22 protein-coding genes and 1 riboswitch are annotated in these 23,743 nt (G+C 42.1%); of the genes, 9 read left to right on the forward strand and 13 right to left on the reverse strand.

What is annotated here, in order from left to right:
- Nucleotides 1-6: 6 nt before the first annotated feature.
- The 3 genes from BK139_RS02200 (at nt 7) to BK139_RS02210 (ending at nt 3,126) form a co-directional block, all read left to right on the forward strand.
- Nucleotides 7-2,319, forward strand: coding sequence for an AAA family ATPase (locus BK139_RS02200; protein WP_076256341.1), 2,313 nt, complete (start codon nt 7-9; stop codon nt 2,317-2,319).
- Between the two features lie 2 nt (nt 2,320-2,321).
- Nucleotides 2,322-2,759 (forward strand): acyl-CoA thioesterase, encoded by a 438-nt coding sequence (locus BK139_RS02205; protein WP_076256344.1) that lies wholly within the window; start codon nt 2,322-2,324, stop codon nt 2,757-2,759.
- Between the two features lie 67 nt (nt 2,760-2,826).
- On the forward strand, nt 2,827-3,126 hold the full coding sequence (locus tag BK139_RS02210; protein ID WP_076256346.1) for a hypothetical protein: 300 nt from the start codon (nt 2,827-2,829) through the stop codon (nt 3,124-3,126).
- Nucleotides 3,127-3,220: 94 nt separating this feature from the next.
- Here the strand turns inward: BK139_RS02210 and BK139_RS02215 are convergent, their stop codons facing one another.
- The 5 genes from BK139_RS02215 to plsY all read right to left on the reverse strand — a co-directional run bounded on the left by BK139_RS02215 (nt 3,221) and on the right by plsY (nt 7,235).
- The gene (locus BK139_RS02215; protein ID WP_076256348.1) at nt 3,221-3,514 is read right to left on the reverse strand and encodes a HesB/YadR/YfhF family protein; all 294 of its coding nucleotides are present in this window, start codon (nt 3,512-3,514) and stop codon (nt 3,221-3,223) included.
- 106 nt (nt 3,515-3,620) lie between these two features.
- The gene (locus BK139_RS02220; RefSeq protein ID WP_076256350.1) at nt 3,621-4,433 is read right to left on the reverse strand and encodes a CPBP family intramembrane glutamic endopeptidase; all 813 of its coding nucleotides are present in this window, start codon (nt 4,431-4,433) and stop codon (nt 3,621-3,623) included.
- 66 nt (nt 4,434-4,499) lie between these two features.
- A complete protein-coding gene (locus BK139_RS02225; RefSeq protein WP_076256628.1) occupies nt 4,500-5,660 on the reverse strand; it encodes a CapA family protein in 1,161 nt (386 codons plus the stop codon).
- A gap of 114 nt (nt 5,661-5,774) precedes the next feature.
- Complete coding sequence (locus BK139_RS02230) at nt 5,775-6,491, reverse strand: sensor histidine kinase (RefSeq protein WP_076256351.1); 717 nt, start codon at nt 6,489-6,491, stop codon at nt 5,775-5,777.
- 159 nt (nt 6,492-6,650) lie between these two features.
- Nucleotides 6,651-7,235 carry a glycerol-3-phosphate 1-O-acyltransferase PlsY gene (plsY, locus tag BK139_RS02235; protein WP_076256353.1) on the reverse strand — a complete coding sequence of 195 codons (585 nt, stop codon included), beginning with the start codon at nt 7,233-7,235 and terminating at the stop codon, nt 6,651-6,653.
- Between the two features lie 194 nt (nt 7,236-7,429).
- On the opposite strand from plsY, the gene BK139_RS02240 reads away from it, so the two are divergent.
- The 3 genes from BK139_RS02240 (at nt 7,430) to BK139_RS02250 (ending at nt 11,177) form a co-directional block, all read left to right on the forward strand.
- Nucleotides 7,430-7,753: a DUF3243 domain-containing protein gene (locus BK139_RS02240; RefSeq protein WP_076256355.1), complete on the forward strand. Its 324-nt coding sequence runs from the start codon at nt 7,430-7,432 to the stop codon at nt 7,751-7,753.
- Between the two features lie 130 nt (nt 7,754-7,883).
- Nucleotides 7,884-9,326: a phospholipase D family protein gene (locus BK139_RS02245; RefSeq protein ID WP_076256357.1), complete on the forward strand. Its 1,443-nt coding sequence runs from the start codon at nt 7,884-7,886 to the stop codon at nt 9,324-9,326.
- Nucleotides 9,327-9,455: 129 nt separating this feature from the next.
- A complete protein-coding gene (locus BK139_RS02250) occupies nt 9,456-11,177 on the forward strand; it encodes a glycosyl hydrolase family 18 protein (RefSeq protein WP_076256359.1) in 1,722 nt (573 codons plus the stop codon).
- A gap of 26 nt (nt 11,178-11,203) precedes the next feature.
- Here BK139_RS02250 and ade read toward each other — a convergent pair whose 3' ends face one another.
- From ade to BK139_RS02290, 8 genes are all read right to left on the reverse strand, one after another.
- Nucleotides 11,204-12,946 carry an adenine deaminase gene (ade, locus tag BK139_RS02255; protein WP_076256361.1) on the reverse strand — a complete coding sequence of 581 codons (1,743 nt, stop codon included), beginning with the start codon at nt 12,944-12,946 and terminating at the stop codon, nt 11,204-11,206.
- Between the two features lie 38 nt (nt 12,947-12,984).
- On the reverse strand, nt 12,985-14,352 hold the full coding sequence (locus BK139_RS02260) for an NCS2 family permease (RefSeq protein ID WP_076256363.1): 1,368 nt from the start codon (nt 14,350-14,352) through the stop codon (nt 12,985-12,987).
- A gap of 88 nt (nt 14,353-14,440) precedes the next feature.
- Nucleotides 14,441-14,755 (reverse strand): XdhC family protein, encoded by a 315-nt coding sequence (locus BK139_RS02265; RefSeq protein WP_076256364.1) that lies wholly within the window; start codon nt 14,753-14,755, stop codon nt 14,441-14,443.
- The gene (locus BK139_RS02270) at nt 14,734-15,567 is read right to left on the reverse strand and encodes an XdhC family protein (protein WP_076256366.1); all 834 of its coding nucleotides are present in this window, start codon (nt 15,565-15,567) and stop codon (nt 14,734-14,736) included. The genes BK139_RS02265 and BK139_RS02270 overlap by 22 nt, the downstream gene beginning before the upstream one ends.
- 8 nt (nt 15,568-15,575) lie before the next feature.
- The gene (locus BK139_RS02275; protein ID WP_076256368.1) at nt 15,576-17,864 is read right to left on the reverse strand and encodes a xanthine dehydrogenase family protein molybdopterin-binding subunit; all 2,289 of its coding nucleotides are present in this window, start codon (nt 17,862-17,864) and stop codon (nt 15,576-15,578) included.
- The gene (locus BK139_RS02280) at nt 17,861-18,736 is read right to left on the reverse strand and encodes an FAD binding domain-containing protein (protein ID WP_076256370.1); all 876 of its coding nucleotides are present in this window, start codon (nt 18,734-18,736) and stop codon (nt 17,861-17,863) included. The genes BK139_RS02275 and BK139_RS02280 overlap by 4 nt, the downstream gene beginning before the upstream one ends.
- A gap of 4 nt (nt 18,737-18,740) precedes the next feature.
- Nucleotides 18,741-19,337 carry a nucleotidyltransferase family protein gene (locus BK139_RS02285; RefSeq protein ID WP_076256372.1) on the reverse strand — a complete coding sequence of 199 codons (597 nt, stop codon included), beginning with the start codon at nt 19,335-19,337 and terminating at the stop codon, nt 18,741-18,743.
- 3 nt (nt 19,338-19,340) lie between these two features.
- A complete protein-coding gene (locus BK139_RS02290) occupies nt 19,341-19,829 on the reverse strand; it encodes a (2Fe-2S)-binding protein (protein WP_076256376.1) in 489 nt (162 codons plus the stop codon).
- 181 nt (nt 19,830-20,010) lie between these two features.
- A riboswitch (purine riboswitch) is annotated at nt 20,011-20,108 on the reverse strand.
- A gap of 162 nt (nt 20,109-20,270) precedes the next feature.
- Here BK139_RS02290 and BK139_RS02295 point away from each other — a divergent pair.
- The 3 genes from BK139_RS02295 (at nt 20,271) to allB (ending at nt 23,733) form a co-directional block, all read left to right on the forward strand.
- Complete coding sequence (locus BK139_RS02295) at nt 20,271-20,621, forward strand: Na-translocating system protein MpsC family protein (RefSeq protein WP_076256378.1); 351 nt, start codon at nt 20,271-20,273, stop codon at nt 20,619-20,621.
- Nucleotides 20,622-20,873: 252 nt separating this feature from the next.
- Entirely contained in the window at nt 20,874-22,202 is a 1,329-nt protein-coding gene (locus BK139_RS02300) for a nucleobase:cation symporter-2 family protein (protein ID WP_076256379.1), read from the forward strand.
- A 70-nt stretch (nt 22,203-22,272) separates the two neighbouring features.
- Nucleotides 22,273-23,733: an allantoinase AllB gene (allB, locus tag BK139_RS02305; protein WP_076256382.1), complete on the forward strand. Its 1,461-nt coding sequence runs from the start codon at nt 22,273-22,275 to the stop codon at nt 23,731-23,733.
- Nucleotides 23,734-23,743 lie beyond the last annotated feature (10 nt).

The raw sequence follows: 23,743 nt of genomic DNA on the forward strand, positions 1-23,743 counted from the left end.
TGATAGATGACACAGCAGAATAGACAGGCTAAATCAGATGATATTAAGGTCGGCCATTGGATAAATGAGCTTGATCAATACGGATACATAAAAAATGAAGCAGAGCTGCTAAATGTAATTAAGAATATGAATGAAAAGACAAATCCAGGTCTGCTTTCGGAATTATTGGCCCTGGCTGCTATCTCCCGGTTCAATAAGAATACTGATGATACTCTTGCCAGTGCATGGCTGCAGAAAGCAGTTGAACTGGACACTGGCAATACAATGGCAGCAGCCCAATTAGGAAAATCCGAATGGAAAAATAAAAGTAATCTTCTTGAAACCCTGACTTTCCCGCCGATTCGGGAAACCGATAACAGGGCAGCCAAAAAGAAAACAGCTGAGCAATTTATTGAAATTTGCCGAAGCTTCATGAACAAAGCGGATGACGAGTTAGAAGACCTGCAGAAAAAGCAGCATGCCTATGAGGATGCGGAATACCGGAAGTTGACTGAAATACTTGATAAAGCTATTGAAGAGACAGCTTTTCTTTTAAAGGCTTCTGAGGAATATGAACAATCTATATCAGGTGTCTTCCATACTTCAACATACTATACAGATATGAAAAACCACTTAAGTGCCATCAACAGACTTAAAAATGATTGGAAAGAGATATTTGAATCAGAGGAAGAGGAATCCGATGTACAAACCGATCCACTGAATGAACTTAATGACATGGTTGGGCTTAACTCGGTCAAAAGCAGAGTTCATGACTTTTACCGGTTTTTAAAATATCAAAACGAACGCAAGTCACTTGGTTTTCAGACAAAGGATGAACTCAGCCTTAATATGATACTAACCGGGAATCCAGGTACGGGAAAAACAACTATCGCACGGCTTTTGGCGAAGATTTATCATAGCCTTGGTGTTTTGCCTCGGGAAGAAGTAATCGAAGCGGACCGGTCACAGCTGGTTGGCGGATTTGTCGGACAAACAGAAGAAAATGTCAGAGCGGCAGTTGAAAAGGCGATCGGCGGTGTACTGTTCATTGATGAGGCTTACAGCTTAAAGCGTGAGGGTCAGACTGGCAGCGATTATGGACAAACTGCCATTGATACACTTGTATCACTGATGACCGGAACTGAATACGGAGGAAAGTTTGCGGTAATTATGGCCGGTTATCCTGAAGAAATGAGACAATTTCTGGACAGTAATCCTGGTCTCCGCAGCCGTTTCCCGGAGTCAAACTTTATTGCGCTGCCTGATTATTCGAATGGGGAGCTATTGCAGATTGCTGAGAAGCTGTCAGCCGATAATGATTATGTTCTAACAGAAGGAGCAAAACAGGAACTGGGCAAACGTATTGAAAAAGAGCGGGTTGATGATACATTCGGTAATGCCAGGACTGTAAGAAACATTGTTCTGGATGCGATTTTTAAAAAAGGCTCTCAAGCAAAAAGTAATGAAAACATCATGTCTTATACACTTTTGGAAAAAGAAGATTTTGAAAGTGAAGAAGAAGAAAAGCTGATGAATCCTCGGGAGCAGCTTGACCGGCTGATCGGACTTGAAACAGTTAAAAAAGAAGTTCAAAACTTAGTGTCCTTTGTTAAAATGCAGCAGGTGCGTCGTGAAAGAGGTCTTCCGGTTGTACCAATCCAGCTTCATTCAGTATTTACCGGTAATCCGGGAACAGGAAAAACGACTGTAGCAAAGATTTATGCAGAATTGCTGAAGGAATGCGGATTTCTCAAACGCGGACATTTGATAGTTGCGAGCCGTGCTGATTTTGTAGCGGGCTATGTTGGCCAAACTGCTATCAAGACAAAGAAAAAGATAAGAGAGGCATTGGGTGGTGTCCTATTCATTGATGAGGCATATTCACTTCTTTCCCAGACATCAGGAGATTTTGGCAAAGAAGTCATTGATACGTTAGTGGATGAAATGACAAAGCATAATGAAAATCTTGTCGTTGTTTTGGCAGGCTACCCGAATGAAATGGAGAAGCTAATGTCAAGTAACCCAGGGTTGAAATCCCGATTCAAAAAGTTCTTTCATTTCAAAGATTATTCAACCGCAGAGCTCCTGGAAATTATTATTTCGTATGCTGGAAAATATGAATACACTCTAACGGAGGAAGCAAAGGATTACCTTAACCACACTTTATCAAAGATTGAAGTAAACGGGAATGGACGTTTTGCGGCCAATCTTGCTGATGAGGCCATTCAGGCACAGGCCATGAGAATTGTTTCAGCACTTGCTGAGGATATTGAGCAGGTAAGCATTTTGGAGAAGCCGGATTTCGAAATCGCTTTAAATAAAATTAGTAAAGGGGAATAGGGATGCTCATCTCAACAAAAGAAATAGAGGTAAGGTATGCAGAAACAGATCAAATGGGAGTAGTATACCACGCCAATTACCTGGTATGGATGGAACTTGGCCGGACACAGATCATTAAAGATCTTGGATTCAGCTATGCTGAAATGGAGAAGGATGGAATTATCTCTCCTGTTCTGGATATTCTTGCTTCTTATAAAAAACCATTGCGCTACGGGCAGACTGCCACAATTAAAACCTGGATCGAAGAGTATGACGGTTTCCGCGTCAGCTACGGATATGAAATATTCAATGATGAAGGAGAGCTTGCCGTAACAGGCTTGTCAAAGCATGTTTGCGTCAAGAAGGATAATTTCCGGCCAATTTCAATAAAAAAGAAATATCCTGATTGGCATGAAGCATATGAACAAGCGAAAAAGCTTCCTGAAGGTGCTGTCAGATAAGTGAAACTTCAATCAGTGGGAGTCTTACTGCCTTGACCTGCGATAAACTAAAGGATGGAGAATAGAAATGGCATTCGGCCTTCGAAGAAAAGATCTTCAAGAATGGAAGAGGAAAATAGACCGTGGAGAAATTGCTTTTTTAACTCATTATTGGCTGGATGAGCGGTTCCCTGGGTGTAAAACGGTCACAAAGGTCGGCTGTTCAGATTTGAAGAAATTGATTGATTGGGGAGAATCGCATGGCCTTAAGCCAGAGTGGATTGATTATCGGACTGATGGCTACTCACACTTTGATTTGATTGGGGCCAGGCAGAAGGAAATCCTTGAAAAAGAGAAGCTATTGGAGCAGTTGGAACAGCTGGAATGAGAAAGGCGGAAGGCGCCTGGGAGCTAGACAGTTATCCAGCTTAAGAATTATTCTTAACTACCTAAAAAAAAGAAGCAGGCGGTGTCTGCTTCTTTTACTCATTGTTATATTTGAATTCAGGCTCCTGTGCTTTTTCATTAAATGTCACGACTAAATCGTGATTATCAAAATACCATAAGTCCTTTTCTTCGATAAAGTAAGTAATTCCGTTTTTTTCGGTCTGCACTCCAGCGTCGTGTGGCTGTTCATTCGAGACCCCTAATGAAAATCCCTGCTGCACAGTGCTGCAGCCTCCATACCTTGCAAAAAAGCGGACATAGTCACCCTTATTTAAGAGCATTTCCTCCTGATACCATTGGGCAGCCTGATCTTCGATATGTATGTTCATTTGAAATTCCTCCTCCTGGGTGATAGTCATATTATAGGCTAGTTTTTCCCTGTGTGCGAATAAAATGTCTGTTTCATTTCTTTTTTGATGCCATGTCAGCATTCAACTAGCCCGGAAAAGATATTAAACCGCTTAATATCATAAATACGTTCATGGCCATATGCCATATGAAAGCAGGAAAGATGCTTTGGGATTTCACTGTGACGGCCGCGTAAAATATCCCGCCGACAGCAAACAGAAGACACAAAATAAATGAGTAGCCAAGCATCATATGAGAAAATCCAAATGCCAGCCCGGAAAAAAGAACTGCTGCCTTTTCACCTGACAGTTCAGCCATTCTGGATAAGATGATTCCTCTCCATAAAAGCTCTTCCATTAGTCCATTTACAATTGAGAAGCCAATCAGGAATATCAAAAAGTCCCTTGAAAACGAGTTATCTGCTGAAAAAATAGAATAAGCAAATCCGGCAAAATTAATTAGGATAGCAATCATAAGAAAATGTTTTATTTTTATTGAATGGAAACCGCTCCATATAAATGGGAAAAATATGAGGGAATTCCAATCCGGTTTTTGCAGAAAGGGGATAGCCGTTTTATTAAACTTTATTGAAATATAGACCAGAATCAGGATCGGGATCGCCAAAAGAAGCCTATTTATTATCATTAAGATATAGTATGGAAGAGGCAGTGCATCAAGCAGCTTATCGCCATAAAGAAACAAAAGGCTGCCTGTTAAATAACCGGCAATGGTCCAGGAAAAAACACGCTCCTGCTTTGAGAGGAGCAATAAAAAAATGATAAGTCCAAACGAAAGTATGAAAGCTAAAGCGAAAAGCTTCAATTGAAAAAGCAATACGCCAGCGGTGAATACACTTAGCTGCAAAAAAGGAAGAGACTTATTAACGTAAGCGGTTTTCATAATCGAACCTCCCTGCATACAAGATATTTTACCATTTTTTACACAAAAAAAGCGCTATAAAGCGCTTCACTGAACATTTCCCATCATATGTTTCATAATTTCGGCAAATTTGGACTTTGCATGGGGTAAACCAAAGCTTGCAGCATCCTCGAGCGGCACGATCCGGTAATTTTTCAGCTGTTTATTGCTGACGTAGGTCGGGACGAAGCCAGGATCGGAAAGTTTGATATCCACCCCATTTTGATCAATATATTTTGTAACCTCCACGGTTGCAAGTCCGCCTATATCCTTATAATCGCGCATCTGTCCGGATAAGAAATTGCCAAGCGAGTATACGACCAATGACCGGCCGCCGTCTTTTCTGTCAATCCACTCCATAGGCTGAAGAACATGCGGATGGTGGCCGAAGATAATGTCAACACCTTCATTTACGAGAGTCTCAGCTAATCTCTTTTGCTCCTCTGTTGGCTGAAGCTCGTATTCATCTCCCCAATGCATACTCATCACAACGACGTCAGCTCCTTCTTTAGCCCGTTTAATTTCTTTTTTCATTGCGGTTTCATCAATGAGATTTACGAAGTAATCTTTCCCTGACGGAACGGGAATTCCGTTTGTGCCGTATGTATAAGAAAGATAGGCAACTTTAATTCCGTTTTTGCCGAGTATTTTCAAGGTTTGCTGCTCACTTGGTGTTCTGTTTGTTCCCACATGCGGCAATCCAATTTGGTCCATATAATCCAGAGATGCTTCCAAGCCCTTGACTCCCTTATCGAGTGAATGGTTATTGGCAGTTGAAACAATATCAACGCCTGCATCAATGAGAGCATTCCCCACTTCCTGAGGGCTGTTGAACATTGGGTAACTGGAAATTCCTATTTCAGGGCCGCCCAGAATAGTCTCCTGATTGGCAAGTAAGAGATCGGGTGTACTTAATAGCGATTTTGCATGTTCAAACATCGGTTTGAAATCATAGGCTGTTTTTGTTTTTGCATCATTATATACCCAATCATGTATAAGGATGTCTCCAATAGCTCCCAAGGTCACCCTTTCAATAAGGATTTTATTACCCTCGGCAGTTTCCCTGTTTTCAGCATGCAATTGAAAAGATTTGGCTTCGGCTGCCTCAGCCTTATATTCAGTGTGCATTTTATAGATTAAGAGACACGGGCAAATTACTAATGTGGTACAGAAAAATGCAGATAACAGGAAGGCTTTGCTGTTTTTCATCAAAATTATCCCCTTAATATAAAGCATCATAAAATATATTAATAGTCTAATTTTAATATGAACTTTTGCATTTTTCATCATTTTCTGCAATTTTTCCATCATATTTAATGCCTTTTATTGGTTCGAAGCCATAGGAAGTTCAATTGTAAAAACACTGCCTTGTGAAAGAGTGGATTGGACTATAATTCTGCCATTATGTTCCTCAATTATTTTCCGGCATATTGACAGACCAATGCCAGTCCCTTTTTCTTTCGTTGTATAAAATGGAACAAATAATCTGTTAATCGTTTCTTCTGTCATGCCCGGTCCATTGTCCTCAATAATGATTTGGGCTTTACGGCTGTTTGATTTGGCAGTCAGGCAAACCTTTCCTTCTCCTGCATGAGCGTCTTCACATGCCTCAAGTGCATTTTTAATTAAATTGATCAGTACTTGCTTTATCTTATTAGAATCACCATAGATGGTGGGCTCTCCAGGACATAGGTTAACTGAAAGGTTTATTTTTTTTATATTTGCCTGATTTTCGAATGAAATCTTCATTTCCTGAATCAATGTGTTTAAGTCTACTTCGGTTTTCTTGTTTAATCCAGGTTTCGATGCATTTAGAAATTCATAAATCATATCATTTGCCCTATTAATCTCATCAATGGCAATTTGGGCGTACTGTTCTTTGCCGATTTCAACTAAATGGGGCATCAAGAGCTGCATAAACCCTTTCACTGTTGTCAGCGGATTTCTTATTTCATGGGCTAATGCTGCTGCCAGCTGACTGCCGCTTTCGCAGATTTCTCTTTCTGCTTTTTTTATATATCTGTTTTTTTCCTTTTCCATCTCATTGTTCATCCTAACATTAGCGTTTTCGGCAAAAGTTAAGCCTAAACTAATGTATGGCGAAAGATATCAATTTATGTTTTTTTATGTATAAAAATTTTTTCGCAAAGTAAAAAACAGCAGATAAAAGGTCTGCTGTTTTGCATTGACGGCTGGATTTCAGCCAAGCCATTTTATTTTGGGTTCGGTTTTGTCCCTGATTCGTTTAATGTTTGCCCTATGCCTGTAAATAACAAAGAATCCCAGGATAGAAACAACTATAATCAGGGGTATGTCACCTAGTATAAGAGCGTAAATGATGGATGCTGCTGCTGCCAGAATAGAGGATAATGACACATACTTGGTTATGTAAAGGCTTAAGAAGAAAACACCCAATATGATAAGAAACATGAACGGTACATAGGCTAATAGCACTCCGCCTGAGGTTGCCACCGCTTTTCCTCCGCGAAAACCGGCAAACAGAGGGTACATATGTCCAATAACAGCAAAAATTCCGGCTATAAGGTGATGCATATCCGATCCAAAGAACAAGGGAAGTGATGCAGCAAGGGTGCCTTTTAGGATATCAGCTATGGTCACGATCATGCCGGCCTTAACTCCAAGTGTCCGAAAAGTATTGGTACCGCCTAGATTTCCGCTGCCATGCTCTCGAATATCCACTCCATAAAAAAGTTTTCCTACAATTAAACCAGAAGGAATGGAGCCAAGTAAATAAGCTAAAATAATGATAATTCCATAAATCATAAGAACTCTCCTTCATACTTTCTATGTTAGTATATTGTACCATGTGAGCAAAGCAGCATACCATGTGCAATTAAAAAGAAGTCCAATTTATTTCACCGGGGGCTTCAAACTCTCTGGCTTGTGTTTGATATGTTTGACACCGGGTATTAGTAGACTGTCACAGCAATCAAATCCAATTAAAGGAGAGATTCAGCATGGAACAAAATATGAATAGCGTAAATGGACAAGCAGCCAATGTAGAGGGAAAGCTAGATAATATGGGGAGCGAAAAGAAAGATGAAATACTTTCAAGCTTTGACGGATTTAAAGATTATTTAAGCGGTAAGGTTTCCATGGGACAGAAAATGGGCATGGATGAGGAGCAGCTTGCTAATACTGCTCAAAAGGTTGGAGATTATCTGGCTTCCAAAGAAGAACCGAGAAACCGTGAAGAAAAGCTACTTCAGGAATTGTGGAAGGTAGGAACAGAAGAAGAAAAGCATAAGCTGTCTCATATGCTTGTAAAGCTTGTTGGCTAATAATATAGATAAATGGCGAAGGCACCCGGCCTTCGTCTTTTATTTTGCCTGAAGGCGCATAGATGAGTTTACAATAGTCAAAAATGGTCTATATATAGTTATCGCAGTCTAAGGAGCAGGGGGAGTCTTGGTGAAAAAGGTTCTGGGAAAAGTAAAAATAAAAAAGGTATGGATACCCATATTGAGCCTTGTGCTGGTATTGGCAGCAACCATTATCTATCAATCCAATAAATCATTGCCAAAGGGTCTTTCATTCGAAGGGGAAGTATATTCTGCAGAGGATGTTCAGTTCCTTTACGATTTAACCTATGAGAAAGAAAATGGCAAAAGAGAAAGTGAACAGCAGATCTTTCAGCGTATTTTAGAAGCAATTGACGAGTCAGAGGATTTTATAGTGATGGATATGTTTTTATTTAATGGATTTAACGATGGGGATAAAAAATATCCGGATATTAGCGGTAAAATAACTGATAAGCTGATTGAAAAAAAGCTCAGCCGCCCGAATATGGATATTACTGTGATCACAGATCGGATTAACAGCACCTATGGATCGCATGAAGTTCCGGAATTCCGGGAACTTAAAGAGAATGGCATAAACGTGGTTTATACTTCACTAGTTCCTTTAAGGGATTCAAATCCCATTTATTCGGCATTTTGGCGTGTATTTATACAATGGTTTGGCCAGGCTGGTGAAGGCTGGCTGCCCAATCCGCTTGCAGAAAACGCTCCAAAAGTGACATTCAGGTCCTATCTTGATCTAATGAACATAAAAGCAAATCACAGGAAGGTTTTTGTGACGGAAAAAACAGGAATTGTAACTTCAGGAAACCCTCACAATGCCAGCGGGTTTCATTCCAATATAGCATTTGAAGTAAAAGGGCCAATCTTAGCTGATCTCGTCAAAACCGAGCAGGCAGTGGTCGATTATTCAGCATCCGGCAAATTGGCAGATTTCAAACCTGAAAAGAGCAATAAAACCGGCCCGCTTAAGGCCCAGGTGCTGACTGAAGGCAAGATTTATAAACATATCCTTCAAGAAATCAATAAAGTCAAGAAAGGGGAAACCATCTGGCTGGGCATGTTTTATCTTGCTGACCGAAAAGTGGTTGACGCACTTAAAGAAGCAGCCGACCGGGGAGTTATAGTACAAATGATCCTGGATCCCAACCAGAACGCTTTCGGATCTGAAAAAATTGGGCTGCCTAATATACCTGTTGCAGCTGAATTGGACAAGCTAGGCCATGAAAACATAAAAATCAGATGGTATAATACTGGATTTGAACAATACCATCCAAAAATCATGTATGTAACCGGCAAAGAAAAAAGTTTGATCATAGCTGGTTCAGCTAATTTTACAAGAAGAAATCTGGATGATTTAAACCTGGAGACAAATATAAAAATCAGTGCCCCAGCCCAATCCCAGGTTATGAGGGATGTTGACAGGTATTTTAATAAGCTTTGGAATAATAACGGTGCCATTTATACAAAGAACTATTCATCCAATGAGAAAATGCCGGGGGTTAAATATATTACTTACAGACTGCAGAAGCTTACTCACTTTACAACATACTGACAAAAACATGAAACCTTTCTTATATAAATTCCGTTAATATAGGAGGGGTGAAATAATAGGAAAACATTGTAAATTTTCTTCCCATTTTTTGATAATTTCGTTACGATGAATGCAGGGGGAGGAAAAGGAATGTATGAAATTGAAACAAGACCACAAAAGCCTTCCGCTAAAAAACTTATTTTTGCGGGGCTTTTGTTTGCTTTTACACTGATAACCTCAAGCATAATTCTAATTTTTTACCCTTTTGCTTCAAAGGAGAAGGCAGATTACTTTAAAGGAGATCATCCGATTTTGTTTATGGGCAAACAGGCGGGAAATGCTTATATAGAAGGGGAAACGATTTACCTGCCACTAACTTTTCTGCAGGAGTTTATTGACGAAGCGATGATTTTTGATGAACATTCACAATCTATCATTATTGCCACTAAAAACAAAGTAGCGCAGATGCCGTCTGAATCGTCGACCTATTATGTCAATGATAAGCCTGTGAAACTGGACTTTTCAGCTGTTAAACAGATAGAAGGAGACAGGTATTTGGCGATTGAGCCCCTATTGGTTTTCTACCCAATAACGTATTCGCTTCTATCCGATACAAATGCAGTTTGGGTTCAAAAGAATGGAGAGACAATGGTTGCTGGTAAAGTGCAGGAAAAAGAAATTCATGAAGAATTGCTCCGGCTGCGAACGAAAGCAAGCCTGGATTCACCCTATACGGCATCCGTGGCTCCGAAAGAGAATGTATTTATAGAACAGGAAAAAGAAGACTACTATTTTATAAGAAAAGAAGACGGTACAGCCGGCTTTTTGAAAAAGAAATACATAAAAAAGGGAGAGAGGAAGGAGATAGCTATTTCTCTTGAAGAAACAAAAAACACAGTTCCGAAAATGGAAGGTCCAATTCAGCTGACCTGGGAAGCTGTATATACTAAAAACCCGAATACTTCGAGCATCCCAAAAATGCCTGGTGTTAATGTCATTTCACCAACATGGTTTGAGCTTGCGGACGGAAAAGGAAATATCAAGAACCTGGGTTCGAAGGATTATGCAAAATGGGCCAGAAAACAGGGATACCAAATTTGGGGTTTGTTTTCAAATGCATTTGACCCTGAATTAACACATGAAGCTTTTGGTTCTTTTGAAACAAGACAGAATATGATTCGCCAGCTTCTGCATTTCAGTCAATTATATGAATTAAACGGGATCAATCTTGATATTGAAAATGTTAATCCTGCAGACGGGCCTTTCATTACACAGTTTGTGAGGGAAGCCACTCCATACTTTCATGACGCAGGTTTAGTAGTGTCGATGGATATCACCTTCATTTCATCAAGCGGTAATTGGTCGGCCTTTTATGAAAGGGATAAGCTTGCCGGGATAGCAGATTATATGGTAGTCATGGCTTATGATGAGCATTGGGGCAGCTCACAGGTTGCGGGAAGTGTAGCAAGCCTCCCGTGGGTCGAGGAAAACCTGAAACTTTTGCTCGAGGTTGTGCCCAATGAGAAATTAATATTGGGTGTGCCTTTATATACAAGATTATGGGAACAAAAATCAAATGGGGATGTTTCTTCCAAAGCCCTTTCGATGGGCAAAGTGAAAGAATGGCTCAGTCAAAATAAAATTACTCCGGTATACGATCCGGTAAGCGGGCAAAATTATGCGGAGCATTATTCAGAAAAAGATAAAATCACATACAGAGTGTGGCTTGAAGATGAAATTTCACTATCCAAACGGGCTGAATTAGCTAAGAAGTATAATTTAGCCGGTGTTGCAAGCTGGAGCAGGTACTTTGCAGATGAAACAGCCTGGTCTGCCTTAACTTTAACTAATAAGGAAGCAGCTAAAAAATGAAAGAAAGGCCGGAGAACATCCCGGCCTTATTTTTCTGCCTCAGCTTTAATGTGGCTAAAAGATCTTACAGAAAATAAACCCTTATCAGTTAATTTTAGTTCAGGGATAACCGGAAGCGCTAAAAATGAGAGCGTCAAAAACGGGTTGAATTCCATGCTGCATCCGATTGTCATAAGTGCATGATTCAATTGGGATAAACGTGAATGGATAAATGAAGAATCCCGATCAGTCATGAGCCCTGCAATAGGCAGAGGCAGTTCGGCAAGAATCTTCCCATCCTGGACTACAGCCAGGCCGCCTTTCATGGCTGCGGTCTGCTTAATGGCAGCCAGCAAATCCTCATCCGATGTGCCTGCTGCGACAATGTTATGAGAATCGTGGGCAACTGTTGAAGCAATCGCGCCTCTTGTGATCCCTATTCCCTTCACAATGCCAAGTCCCAGGCTGCCTGTGCAATTGTGCCGCTCCACAACAGCCAGCTTTAAGAGGTCTCTATGAGGATTTGGCTGGAAATTACCATCAATTGATTCTGCCTTTTCCACCAGGTGCCTGGTCACAATGCTGTTCGGTATAATGCCAATGATATTGCAGTCACCATTCCCAATCGGAATGCTTAAATCTTCATAGCTCATGCTGCTGATTATGACACTGTTCAAGATGGGTGCTGCAGGTGCAATGCTGTTTGGAACTGAATTCTTCATGACCCCGTTTTCTGCAGCAATTACTCCGGTCTTCATAACTTTCTCAACCTTGACATTCCTGAGATCACTCAGAAAAATCAGGTCGGCTTCATACCCGGGAGCAATAGCCCCTTTATTTTTCAGGCCGAAGCATTCTGCTGCATTCAGAGTAGCGATTTGTATGGCTAGGAGAGGATCCATCCCTTCCTTAATGGCCATTCTGACATTATAGTCGATGCTGCCTTCATTGATCAGGTCATCCAGATGCTTGTCATCTGTAACGAATAAACAGCGCCGTGCGTTTTGTTCACTGACAGATTTGAGAAGTGACAATAAGTCTCTTGCCGCAGACCCTTCCCGCAGCATAACATACATCCCTTTGCGAATTCGGTCCAGTGCTTCTTCAGGATTGATGCATTCATGGTCTGTTCTTATGCCGGCTGCCATGTAAATATTGATTTCATCCGAATTAAGTCCTGCTGCATGCCCATCAATACATTTTCCTTTACTATAAGCTGCTTCCAGTTTTTTCAGCATTCCATCATCATTGTTCATAACAGCGGGATAATCCATAACTTCACCGAGCCCCAGCACTCTTGGGTGACTGTAATATTTTTCGAGATCTGTGTAGCTGAGGGAAGCGCCGGCATTTTCAAATGGAGTTGCAGGCACGCAGGATGGAAGCATAAAAAATACATCGAGCGGGATACCATCTGAAGATTCCAGCATGAAGTCAATGCCGTCATTTCCGCTGACATTGGCTATTTCATGAGGGTCTGCAATCACAGTCGTTACTCCATGGGGGAGGACAACATTGCTGAACTCAGCAGGAGTAACCATCGCCGACTCAATATGAACATGCCCATCAATAAAGCCGGGGGCGATATAGCTGCCCCCAGCATCAATAATTTCCTTGCCTTCATAGCTTCCTAATCCAGCTATGAATCCATCCGCAATCGCTATGTCTTCCTCGATGATTTCACGTGTAAATACGTTTATTACTTTTCCGTTTTTAATAACCAGATCGGCAGGAGTTCTTTTGGCCGCCACATCAATTCTTTTTCGTAACGTTTCAAGGGTAAGCTTCATTCGGACTCCTCGCTTTTTAAAAAATGACTGTCATGAGATTAATGTCCGCCCATAATGAAATTAATAATAAAAGCAGCACTGACAAAATACATGATCCAATGGATTTGCTGATGCTTGCCTGTAAGAAGCTTAAGCACTGTGTAAGAGATAAAGCCGAATGCCAGTCCCTGGGCGATACTGAAAGTTAATGGCATGAGAACAATCGTTAAAAATACAGGAATTACATCAGTAAAGTCATCAAAGCTAATATGTTTTATTTCACTAAGCATTAAGGCGCCAACCAGAATAAGAATAGGTGCAGTGGCGACAGACGGTATGAAATAGATGAGTGGAGCGAAAATGAGCGACAGGAAAAACAGTGCAGCTACGGTTAAAGAAGTTAAACCAGTGCGTCCGCCTTCCGAGATCCCTGTGGCGTTTTCCACATAAGCGTTTAAGGCAGTGCTTCCGAAGGCTGCACTTGCCATCGTTCCAACTGCATCTGCCTGAAGGGCACGATCCAGGTTTTCAATTTTTCCATTTTCATCTGTGAGGCCAGCTTTTCTTGATAATCCGATGAGGGTAGCTAAATTGTCAAATAATTCTACAATCGTAAAGGAGAAAATGACTGAGATGATGCCATATTTTACTGCTCCCATAATGTCCATAGCCAGAAACGTCTCAGACATGCTTGGGAGATTGAGTGACACGATATCACTTACGGCTTTTGGGTAGGCAATGAAGCCAATAATCATGGCTGCTGCACTTGTACCCAATATACTGATAAGCAGGGCGCCTTTTACTTTCTTTGCCATCAGGAGGGCGGCAATAATTAATCCGAATAGAGCTAGAAGCGGCCCCTTGCTTGTGATACTTCCCAAGCCGACAAACGTAGCGTCATTTGCGACTACAAGTTCTGCATTTTTTAACCCGATGAAAGCAATAAATAAACCAATCCCTACACCTATAGCTGACTTTAAGACATCCGGGACACCATCTACGATCTTCTGCCGGACCCCGGTAACTGTCAAAATTAAAAACACTATACCCGATATAAATACAGCTCCAAGGGCTGTTTGCCAGGAAAGACCTTGACCAAGAACAACTGTATACGCAAAAAATGCATTCAGCCCCATGCCTGGAGCTACTGCTACAGGGAAATTTGCCCACAGTGCCATTAGAAGGGTACAGAAGACACTTGCGTAAATCGTTGCAGCCAATGCGGCTTCTTTTGGTATTCCAGCGTCAGCTAAGATAATCGGGTTGACAAAGATGATATAGCTCATTGTCATAAACGACGTAATGCCTGCCAGAATTTCTGTCTTTACATTTGTGTTCCGTGCGGAAAGCTTAAAGAGCCGTTCTAAGAGGTTCGCATTAGAGGCAGGCGGGAGGCCCGACCCAAGATCCTTTTCAATCATCGACATGAAAGGTCACTCCTTATTCATGGTTAATGTTCATCCAGAGACACGAACTGACTTGACCATGGAACAGGCGGGAGATCTATTTTCCTGGTTAGATGGGTTCAATAAAAACATCCATAATTCCACCGCATATTCCGCCATCTTCATAAAACAGCCCTTTTGTTAAATCTACGCGCTTTTGACTTGGGGTATTTGTTTGTATGACCTGGAAAGCCTTCTCAATTACTTCTGCTTCACCACAGCCTCCGCCAATTGTTCCTTCTATTCTTCCGCAGGGGAACACAATCATCCGGCTTCCGGTTTTTCTCGGGGTAGAGCCCTTCGTGCGGATAATTGTGGCGAGTGCTGCTTTCTCACCTCCTTTCCTGATATCGAGGGTACGCTTTATAAGCTGCATTTGGTCCATTTGGCAGCCCCCTCATGGAAACCCATTTTTGCAAATCTTTTAATTTGCGAACTTAAGGAATCTCCGGATTTTTGATTTTTCACTTTCAGAATTTCTGCCATGATGCTGACTGCAATCTCTGCAGGAGTTTCAGCACCAATGTCGAGACCCACAGGGGTGTATAAGTTTTCAAAGCTTTCATCCGGAAAATCCTGCTGAAGTTCTTCAAATACACCTGAAATACGTCTTCTGCTGCCGATCATGCCAATATATCCTGCCCGACTTTCCCTTTTTAAAAGTTCACTCAAACTGAGAACGTCGTACTTGTGTCCCCGGGTGAGAAGGAGAATATAGGTTTTATCTGTAATGTCGACATGCTGGAAATAATCCAGATAGGATTGGCAAACCACTTCATCTGCATTTGGAAAGCGCTCCCTGTTTGCATATTCTTTCCGATCGTCTATTACTGTCACGAAAAATCCGAGCATACGTCCCATTTCTGCCACGGGTTCACACACATGGCCGGCACCGGCGACGATCAAATGGAGAGGAGAAGGGAAGTACTCAGCAAAACACTCAACTAAACGATCCTTCCACATAAATCTCACAGTGCCGGATCGTTTTTTAGTGACCATTTTATTGCAATGTACCGCTAATAAATCTCTCACATCCAGCGGCAGAAGGGAGGCTTCGGTGCAGAAATCTCCGTCAGGCCATAATAAAGCTTTCGTTCCAATGAGTTTTTCATCCGGATAATCTGTCATGGTCAGCAGAAATGTATCTTTCCGGTTTTTGATTGACTCTTCTAATCTGGCAAATAAATTGCGGCTCATCAATAGGATCACCTTGAGGATTGGACTTTTTGTTTTTTGAGATCTTTTAATGCATTGAACACTCTTTCGGGAGTAGCGGGCAGATGGCGGATTCTGGCTCCGGTTGCATCATATATGGCTGACATGATAGCAGCAATAATCGGAATCATCACCACTTCTCCAATTCCCTTCGCCCCAAAGGGCCCTGATTGTTCGGGCTCTTCTACCGGAAAGGTCTCAATCAAAGGAGTCTCGCGGATAGTAGGAATGATATAATCAGTGAAATTCCGCGTTTTATGATATCCATTTTCGATCAGTACATCTTCATACAGGGTATAGCCGATGCCCATTACGGCTCCGCCTTCAGTCTGGCCCTCCAGCCCCTGCGGATTAATGACTTTGCCCGCATCCGGGATGGATACAACCCGCAAAACTTCCGTTTCACCTGTTAAAGTATCAACTTCCACCATCACCACATGTGTCAAATAACCGTATAAATGGTGGGGAGCACCGCCTGAACCTTTGATTTCTTCTTTTTCTTTCGGCAGGTAGAAGTGTCCTTCTACTCTAGTTGCCTGATGATGATCATAAAGGTATTTATAGATAGACTTATAAGGGATGATTTCTCCATGGGCTGAAATATGGTTCGGTCTTAAGTCAATTTGAGATGAATCTAAATTCAACATTTCAGCAGCAGTTTGAATAAGAAGCTCAGTCATCCTGGGTGCTGCTGCCGCAACAGCTCTTCCTCCGGTATAGGTGGAGCGGGAGGCAGTTACTGTACCGCCATCAAGGGTTTTTTGTGTATCACCTTGAACGATTTTAATATTGCTGATATCACAGTTCAGCATTTCAGCGGCTATCTGGGCATAGGCGGTGCTGTTGCCTCCTCCGATCTCCTCGCAGCCCACACCTACAAGGAATGTTCCATCCGGCAGCAGTTCAATAGAGGCGGCTCCATAGTCAGGAAGGCCAATACCCATTCCGATGCCATGAAAGGATGTTGCTACAGAAACTCCCCGTTTTTTCCATGGCTCACTTACTTCGGATTTATACTTTTCACGGTTCTTCCACAGATCGCAATTCTCTGCTGTTTCCAGGGTTTTATAGGTGCCAACACTGGATTTGACAATATGGCCGACACTTGAAACTTCTCCCTGGTGATAGACATTTTTTTTGCGCAATTCGATAGGGTCCATTCCCAGCTTTTCTGCAATCATGTCCATATGTGTTTCAATTCCCATGCATACCTGATTGACGCCAAAGCCTCTGAAAGCACCGGCAATGCCATTATTGGTATACACACAGAAGCCCTCGAGATCCACATTGGGAATTTTATAAGGGCCGCATGAATGTTCGATCGCAAGGGCAATAACTGCCCCTCCAAGTGATGCATAAGCACCAGTATCTCCTATGGCTTTTACCTGATTGGCAAGAAGTGTCCCGTCTTTTTTAGCAGCAGTCTTCATCTGGACTTTAAAAGGATGCCTTTTTATGCCAGCAATGACAGACTCTTCCCGGCTTAAATGGATTTTTACAGGCCGTCCCTTTGTATGGAGCGCAAGGAGAGCAAGGTATATTTGAACCGTGATCTCATCCTTCCCGCCGAAGGCACCGCCAATTGGGCTTGAAATGACTCTTATTCTTTCAGGGTTATAAGCCAGGGACCTTGCAATCTGCATTCGATCGCGGTATGCATATTGGCCAGGGCAGCGAATCGTGAGGAAGCCTTCGTCATCCATTACCCCCCAGCCGCCTTCTGTTTCGATAAAAGCATGCATTTGCCGGGGAGAGTAGAAGGTATTCTCTACAATGATGTCAGCTTCCTCGAAGGCTTTCTCAATGTTACCGTTATTAATTTTGACATGGCTGTGCAGATTGCCATCAGGGTGAAGCTTAGGAGCAGAATCTGTCAGGGCATATTCAGCATCTGCAACAACTTCAAGGGGCTCATAGTCCACTTTAATTAAACTCAGTGCCTGCTCGGCGATTTCCAGTGTTTCTGCGGCCACCAGGGCTACAGCGTCCCCTGTGCACCGGACGACATCAGAACACAGAACAGGCTGGTCGGGAACAACAATCCCAAATCCATTAAATCCGGGAATATCTTTATGGGTTAGTACACATATAACACCAGGCAGATTTTTGGCTGCTTCAATTTCAATGGAATTTATTTTTGCGTGCGGATATTCAGACCGCAGCACTTTGCCCCAAACCATATTGTCAAAATGGTAATCGGTCATATATTTTAATTCTCCGGTTACTTTTTCCGGGCCATCAATTCTTTTCACCCTTTTTCCAACCCATTTGGTGTTCACTGGTTATTCCACCTCCTGATTAAACGGTACAATCCTCTTTCCAATAAAGCGCTCGCCATATCCCTTCTATATGTAGCAGTTGCTCTTCCATCTGTGATGGGCATGACCTCTTTCCAGGCAATTTTGGCGATATTCCGGATTAATTCATCATTAAGCTGTCCGAGGGGAAGCATAGATTCACACTTGCGTGCCCGGATAATAGTTGGTGCCACAGACCCGAAGGCGATTTTACCTTCCTTGCATTTCAGGTCCTGGTCCATTGTGAGCGAAATAGCAACATTCACAATGGAAATAGATTGTGCTTTCCGGGGGCCGAGCTTCTGGAAAATGCCTATTTCATTTGGTTTTTGCGGTTTTATGAGGATTTTTGTGATCATTTCATTTTCTTTTAAAACTGTCCTGCCGGGACCAAGGATAAACTCTTCGATTGGAAGGATTCGTTTATTTGACATAGAAGTGAGTTCAAGCCTTGCTCCAAGAACATACAAAGCCGGCAGGGTATCACCTGCAGGGGAAGCAGTTCCAATATTGCCGCCGATTGTTCCCATATTCTGCATTTGAGTGGCGCCGACTTCACGCGCTGCGTCCACAAGTACATCCGCTTTTCTTTGCAGAAGCGGAGAATGAATAATATCTGTATGTGTGGTCAATGGGCCAATATGGATATAATCATCACTTTCCTCGATATACCGCAGTTCATTTAAGTTTTTTATATTGATCCAAACCTCCGGCCGCCATTTGCCTTCCTTCATCCGGACTGCAGCATCTGTACCGCCGGCTATCAATCTATGGATTCTGCCCTCCTTTGATAGCAGCAGCAGACATTCGGATAGAGAGGAAGGGGTAATCATGTCAATCTCTGAAACAAGCATCGACTTACCTCCTGGTATATTTTTTAAGAGCATTTTTATAATCTTCCTGATGATTCAGGTTAAGATGAATTTGCTCATTTTCAACTGGCACCTCAAGGAGAAATTTCTCATGCTGCTGAATTACATGTCTCAAGCCCATTTTCTCTTCCTTTATCGATAAAAGCTCGTTCCTTAATCGGGAGGAAAAGAGGATGGGGTGTCCTCTTTTGCCTTGGTGGCTGGGGACTGCAATCAGGCAGCCGCTTTTTGTAAGATTCCCGGCGAGATTATCAACGATGTCAGAATGAAGCGGCTGGTCCACGGATGTAATCAGAATCGTTTCTGATAACGTGTCTGCAGCTTTCACCCCTGCAATGATGGACGAGCATTTACCATCTTGAAAATGTTCATTTATTATCATTTTTGCAGAATGATTTTTTCCGAGTGGAAGGAATTTTTCAGCTTTACATCCCAATACGACTACAAGATCAGTGAACACCGATTTACTGAGGGTGTTTAGCTGATGCTCGAATAATGTCGTTCCATTCCATGGCAGCAGTCCTTTTAGAGTACCCATTCTGCTGGACTGGCCCGCGGCAAGCAAAATGGCGGTATGTGTCATGGATTATCGGATTGTTTCCGGCTCGGATATTTTTTGGCTGGCAGCTGTCTGAACGGCCTTAATTATTTTGGTATAGCCTGTACAGCGGCAGAGGTTGCCTCCTAATGCGGTTTTAATTTCCCCAACGGATGGAACATGGTCAATTCCATCCAGGAATGCTTTTGCAGATACGATGATTCCCGGAGTACAGTACCCGCATTGTGTTGCTCCTTCGGCAATAAATGATTCTTGAATCACATCCAGATTTGGCGATAATCCGACTCCTTCACAAGTAGTGATCACCTGGTTTTCCGCCTGGCCAGTGAGAATAAGACAGGAACAAACAACCTCATTATTGATTAAAACAGAGCATGATCCGCATTCTCCCTTTCCGCAGCATTCCTTGCTGGCAGTCAGACCCAGATCTTCCCTCAAAACATCAAGGAGCGGTTTCGCAGGCGGGCAAAGGACCGTACATTCCTTTCCATTAACAATAAATTGAATACTTTTCAAATCTTCGCCTCCTCATAGATTTTGAAACTATAATGACAATGAAAAGATAGTGTTAGCAGTTTGTAGGGATATAAGCCTGGCGAGCAAGCAGAGGTATTTAAATTATGATATTATGCATCTTCTTCTAAATAGACTAATAAGCACAAAAAAATTCCTGCACAAAAGGTTCCTGTATGAAGTACACAGAAAATATACCTTTCGTAGATAGGAATTCCGGTTCCCAGTAGAAACCCTCAAACCGATTATTGAGGTTATACGAAAAATTCTATTTAATTTTTCATGGTGCTGAAGGGAGGTTTTATTGGGACAATTATAGAAATAGAGGGGGAGTTGATTTGTAGTGTAATAGTTAAGTCAATATTTTGTCAAGTAAGAATTTTCTGAAAAAGATGTTGACTTATAAAATTGCCTTGTTTAATATAGTGATTACAGGAGGATTACATGACTGTACTAACCTCAAAATTATCTCAGACAATCAAAAAAGATCTCGCTTTTCTCTATAATCGAGTCAACCAGGAGATCTATGGAACAGGCGTAAAAAAACAGCGTATTGAAACTTTTGATGATAGAGTCATCATCTTTGCCCAGCATAAGCGTGTTCAGGCACTGCAGATGCTGAGCCGGAACTTCCATCATCTGACCATTTCGGTTGATTCAGCATTGATTGTTGAATTCAAATCGCATTTAAAAGGATTGATTGAAGATGCTCTTCATTTAAAAGTCAAAACGATTTTAAAAGATTATGATCCTGTTACTGAAGAAGCATGCACCATTATTTATTTTGAAGAATAGCAGTTTTACATTATGTTTGGGGGAGCTGTGCATGACGCAGTTTTCTTAAACCTGAATATAAGAGCGGTTCCTTTGTCTTTTGTTTAACGGAAGCTGAATGAGACCGCAGTAATAGAACATCTGGTTTACTTTGATGTTATCTATTGCTGCGGTTTTTTTTATACAAATATTTCTTTTGGGAGGTGATGCCGTTTTTTAAAATGCTGGAGTAGGCTATGGCATAACAAAGAATTAAACCTGGGGGGAAAATCTTTGGAAAAGCTAAATCCTTGGAAGGTAGGGACTTTGGGATTTCAGCATGTGCTAGCCATGTATGCAGGTGCTGTCATTGTACCGCTGATTGTGGGACCGGCAATTGGGCTTAATGCCCAGCAGCTTGCTTACTTAATATCGATTGATTTGTTTACCTGCGGGATTGCTACATTGCTTCAAGTTATAGGGGGGAAGCATTTTGGCATTAGGCTGCCTGTCATTCTGGGATGTACTTTTACAGCAGTCGGCCCGATGATTGCCATCGGGAATTTGCAGGGCATTACTGCCATTTACGGGGCTATTATTGCTTCAGGCATTATCGTCATGATCCTATCACAATTTATGAGTAAAATTATGAGGTTTTTCCCGCCGGTCGTTACCGGTTCAGTCGTCGCTATTATCGGGGTATCACTGATTCCTGTTGCCATGAATAATGCTGCAGGCGGGCTTGGTTCACCTGATTATGGAAGTGCGGAAAATCTATTCCTGGCTGCATTTACACTGGTGCTGATTATTTTAATGAACAGGTTTTTTAAAGGCTATATGAAAGCGATTTCTGTCCTGCTGTCATTGGTGGCCGGGACGATAACAGCTTATTTTATGGGGCTCGTCAGCTTTGCCGAAGTCAGCCAGGCTTCCTGGTTTCATGTTGTTCAGCCGTTTTATTTCGGATTTCCCACATTCAATGCCTCAGCCATCCTTACGATGACTTTAGTAGCGATTGTGAGCATGATTGAATCTACTGGGGTATTTCTCGCTCTCGGAGATGTCTGTGAGAGAAAGCTGGACTCTAAAGACATAAAAAAAGGGCTGCGTGCAGAAGGACTGGCTGTTGTTATAGGGGGCATTTTTAACGCGTTTCCTTATACGTCCTTTTCACAGAATGTGGGACTGGTAGCATTGACTAAAGTAAAAACGAGAAATGTTGTTATCGCAGCTGGTGTCATATTAATGACTTTAGGCCTTTTACCTAAAGTGGCTGCTCTGACTACGATTATTCCTATGGCTGTTCTTGGTGGAGCCATGATTCCAATGTTTGGGATGGTTATCTCATCAGGAATCAGAATGCTTTCTGCAGTGGATTTCAGCAAAAATGAAAACCTGCTGATTGTTGCCTGTTCAATAGGAATCGGACTTGGTTCGGCAGTTGTACCGCAGATTTTTGAGAGTTTGCCGACAAGTGCACGGCTTCTGGTTGAAAATGGAATTGTACTGGGAAGCATCACAGCAATTTTATTAAATTTGGTATTTAATTATAAAGAGTTAAATATAAGTGAAAGTGAAAGAATCGAACAGCTGAAAGGAGATCACTCAGCTGAAATGATTTAATAGCAGCAACTGTAACCATCTGCCTCTTTTTTTGAGGCAGAAATCAAATTAATAGATAGGAGCAGGGTAAATGGACTTAATTCTGAAAAATGCAAATATTCCGCAGGGAGATCGTCAGGTTTTAACGAATATTCTAGTAAACGAGGGAAAGATTGTCGGCTACACAAATGACATTTCGTTTCTCAATGCATCTAAGGTCATTGATATTCAAGGGAAATTAGTCGTTCCAGGCTGTATTGATCCGCATACTCATTTTATGGATCCCGGTTTTACTCACAGAGAGACTTTTGCAACCGGCAGCCGTTCTGCAGCAGCCGGAGGCTTAACAACCATTATCGATATGCCGTGCTGCAGCAAGCCGTCTGTTCGGGATGGGGATAGCTTCAATAAAAAAATCGGACCAATCAGAGATCAGGCTTATATTGATTACTGCTTCTGGGGCGGCATGACAGGTGAAGATGCACGTGAAGGCTGGATTGATAATATTTACCCTCAGATCGATCAGGGAGTTGTTGCGTTTAAAGTTTACATGACTCCTTCTGTGCCTACCTTCCCTAAAGTATCTGACGCAGAAATGCTGGAGATTTTCAAAAACGTGGCAAAAACCGGTCTTCCGATTGGTGTTCATGCCGAAAACTACGATATCTGCACATTCAATTCGAAGAAACTTGAAAAAGAAGGCCGCCTTGACGGACCTGCATGGGCTGAAGCTCGTTCGAGCCTCGCTGAGAAAGTGGCCATTGAACTGATTCTCAGCTTCGCGGAAGCTACAGACGCACGTGTACATGTAGTACATATGAGCACAAAGGAAGGCGTCGAGCTGGTTAAAGCTGCTAAGAAGCGTGGTGTCAAGGTTACAGCTGAAACCTGCCCTCACTACCTTGTTCTTAATGCTAAGGATTCAATGTCAGAGCGGGGCTCTTATGCAAAGATTGCTCCTCCACTGCGTGGAAAAGAGGATAACGAATCCCACTGGCAGGCTTTGGCTGATGGAACAATCGACTTTGTCGGAACTGACCATGCTCCATATGAAATTGCCACCGAAAAGGATTATCCTGGTGCAACGATCTGGAACACCTTCCCTGGCATTCCTGGGGTAGAAACGATGGTGCCAATCCTTGTCAGTGAAGGGTTAAATAAAGGCCGTCTATCCCTATCAAGATTTGTCGAAGTAACGAGCCGAAATGCCGCCATTCATTATGGCATTTATCCTAAGAAAGGCTCAATGGAAATTGGCAGTGATGCAGATTTCACGGTTATTGATCTTGAAAAAGAATATGTAATTGATGAGCAGAAAACAGAATCAATGGCTAAATACAACCCGCTGCATGGCATGAAACTAAAAGGTAAGCCAGTCCAGACCATTATCCGCGGAAACGTAGTCTTTGAAGAAGACAAAGGGATTGTCGGAGAAGCGGGATATGGTGAGTATGTTCCACGCCAAAGCATCCAGAGGCTTGAGAGAACATTTAAGTTTGAAAAATATGAAGCGGTAAATGTGAAAACTAAAGATCCTGTAGCACAGCAATAACTATTTATAT

Source organism: Paenibacillus sp. FSL R5-0490, from assembly GCF_001956215.1.
GTDB lineage: Bacteria > Bacillota > Bacilli > Bacillales > Cytobacillaceae > Cytobacillus.

What these genes read in the sequence shown, in the direction of transcription:
- BK139_RS02215 (WP_076256348.1), bottom strand. Translation starts at nt 3,514, where the DNA reads ATGAACATACATATCGAAGATCAGGCTGCCCAATGGTATCAGGAGGAA.
- BK139_RS02220 (WP_076256350.1), bottom strand. Translation starts at nt 4,433, where the DNA reads ATGAAAACCGCTTACGTTAATAAGTCTCTTCCTTTTTTGCAGCTAAGT.
- BK139_RS02200 (WP_076256341.1), top strand. Translation starts at nt 7, where the DNA reads ATGACACAGCAGAATAGACAGGCTAAATCAGATGATATTAAGGTCGGC.
- ade (WP_076256361.1), bottom strand. Translation starts at nt 12,946, where the DNA reads ATGAAGCTTACCCTTGAAACGTTACGAAAAAGAATTGATGTGGCGGCC.
- BK139_RS02260 (WP_076256363.1), bottom strand. Translation starts at nt 14,352, where the DNA reads ATGTCGATGATTGAAAAGGATCTTGGGTCGGGCCTCCCGCCTGCCTCT.
- BK139_RS02230 (WP_076256351.1), bottom strand. Translation starts at nt 6,491, where the DNA reads ATGGAAAAGGAAAAAAACAGATATATAAAAAAAGCAGAAAGAGAAATC.
- plsY (WP_076256353.1), bottom strand. Translation starts at nt 7,235, where the DNA reads ATGATTTATGGAATTATCATTATTTTAGCTTATTTACTTGGCTCCATT.
- BK139_RS02240 (WP_076256355.1), top strand. Translation starts at nt 7,430, where the DNA reads ATGGAACAAAATATGAATAGCGTAAATGGACAAGCAGCCAATGTAGAG.
- BK139_RS02250 (WP_076256359.1), top strand. Translation starts at nt 9,456, where the DNA reads ATGTATGAAATTGAAACAAGACCACAAAAGCCTTCCGCTAAAAAACTT.
- BK139_RS02205 (WP_076256344.1), top strand. Translation starts at nt 2,322, where the DNA reads ATGCTCATCTCAACAAAAGAAATAGAGGTAAGGTATGCAGAAACAGAT.
- BK139_RS02285 (WP_076256372.1), bottom strand. Translation starts at nt 19,337, where the DNA reads ATGACACATACCGCCATTTTGCTTGCCGCGGGCCAGTCCAGCAGAATG.
- allB (WP_076256382.1), top strand. Translation starts at nt 22,273, where the DNA reads ATGGACTTAATTCTGAAAAATGCAAATATTCCGCAGGGAGATCGTCAG.
- BK139_RS02270 (WP_076256366.1), bottom strand. Translation starts at nt 15,567, where the DNA reads ATGAGCCGCAATTTATTTGCCAGATTAGAAGAGTCAATCAAAAACCGG.
- BK139_RS02225 (WP_076256628.1), bottom strand. Translation starts at nt 5,660, where the DNA reads ATGAAAAACAGCAAAGCCTTCCTGTTATCTGCATTTTTCTGTACCACA.
- BK139_RS02210 (WP_076256346.1), top strand. Translation starts at nt 2,827, where the DNA reads ATGGCATTCGGCCTTCGAAGAAAAGATCTTCAAGAATGGAAGAGGAAA.
- BK139_RS02295 (WP_076256378.1), top strand. Translation starts at nt 20,271, where the DNA reads ATGACTGTACTAACCTCAAAATTATCTCAGACAATCAAAAAAGATCTC.
- BK139_RS02265 (WP_076256364.1), bottom strand. Translation starts at nt 14,755, where the DNA reads ATGGACCAAATGCAGCTTATAAAGCGTACCCTCGATATCAGGAAAGGA.
- BK139_RS02280 (WP_076256370.1), bottom strand. Translation starts at nt 18,736, where the DNA reads ATGCTTGTTTCAGAGATTGACATGATTACCCCTTCCTCTCTATCCGAA.